Origin of the sequence: Bacteroides sp. CAG:633 (assembly GCF_000435115.1) — a bacterium.
GTDB classification, from domain to species: Bacteria; Bacteroidota; Bacteroidia; order Bacteroidales; family Bacteroidaceae; genus Bacteroides; species Bacteroides ndongoniae.
The window spans coordinates 2322-5765 of sequence record NZ_FR883105.1 but is presented as its reverse complement, the minus strand read 5'-3'; the positions used below and the strand labels follow the sequence as shown (position 1 = coordinate 5765).

At 57.7% G+C, this 3444-nt stretch carries 3 protein-coding genes; 1 reads left to right on the top strand and 2 read right to left on the bottom strand.

Features of this window, described 5'->3' with window-relative positions; all coding sequences use genetic code 11:
* The coding region (locus QVP67_RS10800; RefSeq protein ID WP_288180120.1) for a glycosyltransferase at window positions 1-613 on the top strand (613 nt) is incomplete at its 5' end.
* Between the two features lie 263 nt (window positions 614-876).
* Here the strand turns inward: QVP67_RS10800 and wecB are convergent.
* Window positions 877-2016: a non-hydrolyzing UDP-N-acetylglucosamine 2-epimerase gene (wecB, locus tag QVP67_RS10795; RefSeq protein ID WP_022163576.1), complete on the bottom strand. Its 1140-nt coding sequence runs from the start codon at window positions 2014-2016 to the stop codon at window positions 877-879.
* Window positions 2017-2034: 18 nt separating this feature from the next.
* Window positions 2035-3237 carry a UDP-N-acetyl-D-mannosamine dehydrogenase gene (wecC, locus tag QVP67_RS10790; protein ID WP_022163575.1) on the bottom strand — a complete coding sequence of 401 codons (1203 nt, stop codon included), beginning with the start codon at window positions 3235-3237 and terminating at the stop codon, window positions 2035-2037.
* Window positions 3238-3444: the final 207 nt, after the last annotated feature.

Sequence of the window (3444 nt, the reverse complement as noted above, 5' to 3'; positions counted from 1 at the left end):
CGTACTGGCTGCTCCCGCCCTGTTGCCACCGTCGGAAAGGCGACTGCTCCACATCGGGCGGTTGGTAAAATGGAAACGGGTGGACCTGCTCATCGAAGCCTTCGCCCGGACGCTGACCCAATATCCCGACGCCGAACTGGTCATTGTAGGCAACGGTCCCGAATTGGACAACCTGAAGAACCAAGCCGCCTCCTTAGGCTTGCCCCTCCGCAGCAAGGAAGAGAACGGGGTTGACGGGCGTGGCTGCGTGCGCTTCATCGGCGCCGTTTACGACCCGAAGGAACTGGGAGCTTACATGAACGAGGCAACCGTCTACGTGCTGGCCGGCATGGGCGGACTGTCCATCAACGACGCCATGACCTACGCCCTGCCCGTGGTCTGCTCCGTGTGCGACAGTACCGAGCGCGACTTGGTGACCGACGGACGGAACGGTCTCTTCTTCCGCGACGGCGATGCCGACAGTCTGACCGAAAAAATCCTCCAACTGCTGGCCTCGCCCCAGGAGTGCCGCCGCATGGGACAGGAGTCGGAACGCATCATCCGCGAGCAAATCAACATCGACACCGTCAGCGAACGCTACCTGAAAGCCTTCGCCGATTTCCTCCGTCGCTGACGTCTGTCGGCCCGAAAGCAGGTGCCGTTCGTGCTGCACACAGGTTGCAGTCGCGCTGCAAACAGGTGTGCAGTGACGCTGCAAACAAGCGTGCAGTGACACTGCAACGGGCGTGCAGTAACGCTGCAACGGGCGTGCAGTGGCTCTGCAACGGGCGTGCACAGACAGTGCAGCGGACGTGCAGCAACCATATCACTAGGGAAATAGCATCAGAAAACAGGCTGGCGGTCACAGCCGTCCCAGCCCAAAGCCGACCGGAAGCCTCAGCGTACGGCCTCGGTCAGCGCCTTTACAATCCGTTCGCAGGCATGGCCGTCGCCGTAAGGATTGTGAGTCTCGGACATGCGGCGATACATATCCGCATCCGTCAGCAGTTCGGACACGTTGGCCACGATGGCATCGGCATCCGTACCCACCAGCTTCACCGTTCCCGCCTCCACGGCTTCGGGACGCTCGGTGGTGTCGCGCATCACCAGTACCGGCTTGCCCAACGAAGGAGCCTCCTCCTGCACACCGCCACTGTCGGTCAGCAGCAGGGTAGAATGACGCATGGCGTAAACAAAAGGCAGATAGTCCAGCGGGGCAATCAGGCGCACGTTGTCCAGGCCCGACAGCAGCTCATAGACGGGCTTCTGCACGTTGGGATTCAGATGGACGGGATAGACAATGTCCATCTCCGGATGACGGCCGGCAATCTCACGGATGGCACGGCAGATGTGCTGAAAGCCTTCGCCGAAGTTCTCGCGACGGTGTCCGGTGACAAGGATGTAGGGACGACAGCCCACCTCGTAACCCTTGGACAGGAGTTCGGCATGCACCTTTTCCTTCATGCCCGGCTTGTGGTCGATGATGTCCACCGCCATCAGCAGGGCGTCGATGACTGTGTTTCCGGTAACGAATATCTTTCCGTCGGCCACGCCCTCGCGCAGCAGGTTCTGCCGCGACTGATCGGTAGGAGCAAAGTAGAGCGAAGTGATGCGGTCGGTCACCTGACGGTTCATCTCCTCGGGCCAGGGCGACAGCATGTTGTACGTGCGCAGCCCTGCTTCCACGTGTCCTACGGGTATCTGCATGTAGAAGGCAGCCAGCGAAGCGGCCATAGAAGTCGTAGTGTCGCCGTGAACCAGCACCACGTCGGGACGGAAGTCCTTCAGCACGTCGCGCAAGCCCAGCAGTACGCGCGAAGTGATGTCGTACAGGTCCTGATTGGGTGCCATGATGTTCAGATCGTACTCGGGCACGATGTCGAACACTTCGAGCACCTGATCCAGCATCTGGCGGTGTTGGGCAGTGACGCAAACACGGGTTTCAAAAGCCTCACGGTCGCCTTGCAGGGCTTTCACCAACGGTGCCATCTTGATGGCTTCGGGGCGGGTACCGAAAACAAGCAGTATCTTTTTCATGGGTCAGTCTGTTTTATTTCATTTTCTTACCCCGCAGAAGTCCAGTTCTATCTTGGAGCTATCCTTGGGTATGCTGAGGAAAGGCGTATGGCGTACCAGCCACACCACGATGTCGGCCCGTCGGTAGGCTTCTTCGTAATGGGTCAGGTGGAAGCTGGAGTGAGCCGCGATGTTGGGCTCTACAATCAGCACGTCGGCACGGCTCTCCGAAACGATGCGCGAAGCGATGTACTTGGCAGGCGACTCGCGCAGGTCGTCGATATTGGGCTTGAAAGCCAGTCCCATGCAAGCCACTACCGGCTCGCGTCCCTGCTCCTCAACAAATTTGCGGCAGGCTTCCATCACCTTGTTGGCACACCAGTCGGCTTTATAGTCGTTGGTCTCGCGGGCGCGCTTGATGAGCTGTGCCTGCTCGGGATAGTCGGAAACAATGAACCACGGGTCTACGGCGATGCAGTGTCCGCCCACGCCGCAACCGGGTTGCAGGATGTTGACACGCGGGTGTTTGTTGGCCAGTTCGATGAGCTCCCACACGTTGATACCGGCACGGTCGCAAATCATGGACAGCTCGTTGGCAAAGGCAATCTGTGCGTCGCGGCTGGAATTCTCCGTCAGCTTGCACATCTCGGCCGTACGGGCATTGGTACGGTGCAGCTTACCCTGCACGAAGGCGGAGTAGAACTCGATGGCCTTGTCGGTCGAAGCCTCATCGATGCCACCTATTACACGGTCGTTGTGCACCAGTTCGTAAAGGGTATTGCCGGGCAACACACGCTCGGGACAGTAGGCGATGAAGATCTGTCCCTTCAGTTCGGGACGCTGGCTGAAGATGAGTTCGGCCATACGCTCGGTGGTGAACACAGGCGAAGTCGATTCGATGACAAACAGGTTGCCGGGCTTCAGACAGGGAATGACCGAACGGGTAGCAGCCTCTACGTACGTGATGTCCGCACGGTGGTTCTGCTTGAAGGGCGTCGGCACCACGATGAAAAAGGCGTCGGCCTCTTCGGGCTTGGCGACAGCACGCAGGTTTCCGCTCTGCACGGCCTCGCGCACCACCCGATCCAGATCGGGCTCCACGATATGTACTTTTCCCTGATTGACGGTTTCCACTACCGAGGGATTGACGTCCACTCCTACCACCTGATAACCATGATGGGCTGCTACAGCCGCGGTGGGCAGGCCAATGTAACCCAATCCTACAAATACAACCTTTTTCATATAGAATATATATTTAGTTCTTTGTCATAACACGGGCAAAAGTACAAATAATATGTGTGACTTTGCACCGTTTCTCGCCGAAAACCACTACTTTTGCAGCAAATAACGGGCATTTCATTGTCTATTCTCTATTTTTCAATTGACCATTCAAAAAGATGAGAGTACTATTGATCAATACATCCGAACGTATCGGTGGTGCCGCCATAG

Coding starts and splice junctions, on each gene's coding strand:
- wecB (WP_022163576.1), bottom strand. CDS start 2,016: ATGAAAAAGATACTGCTTGTTTTCGGTACCCGCCCCGAAGCCATCAAG.
- wecC (WP_022163575.1), bottom strand. CDS start 3,237: ATGAAAAAGGTTGTATTTGTAGGATTGGGTTACATTGGCCTGCCCACC.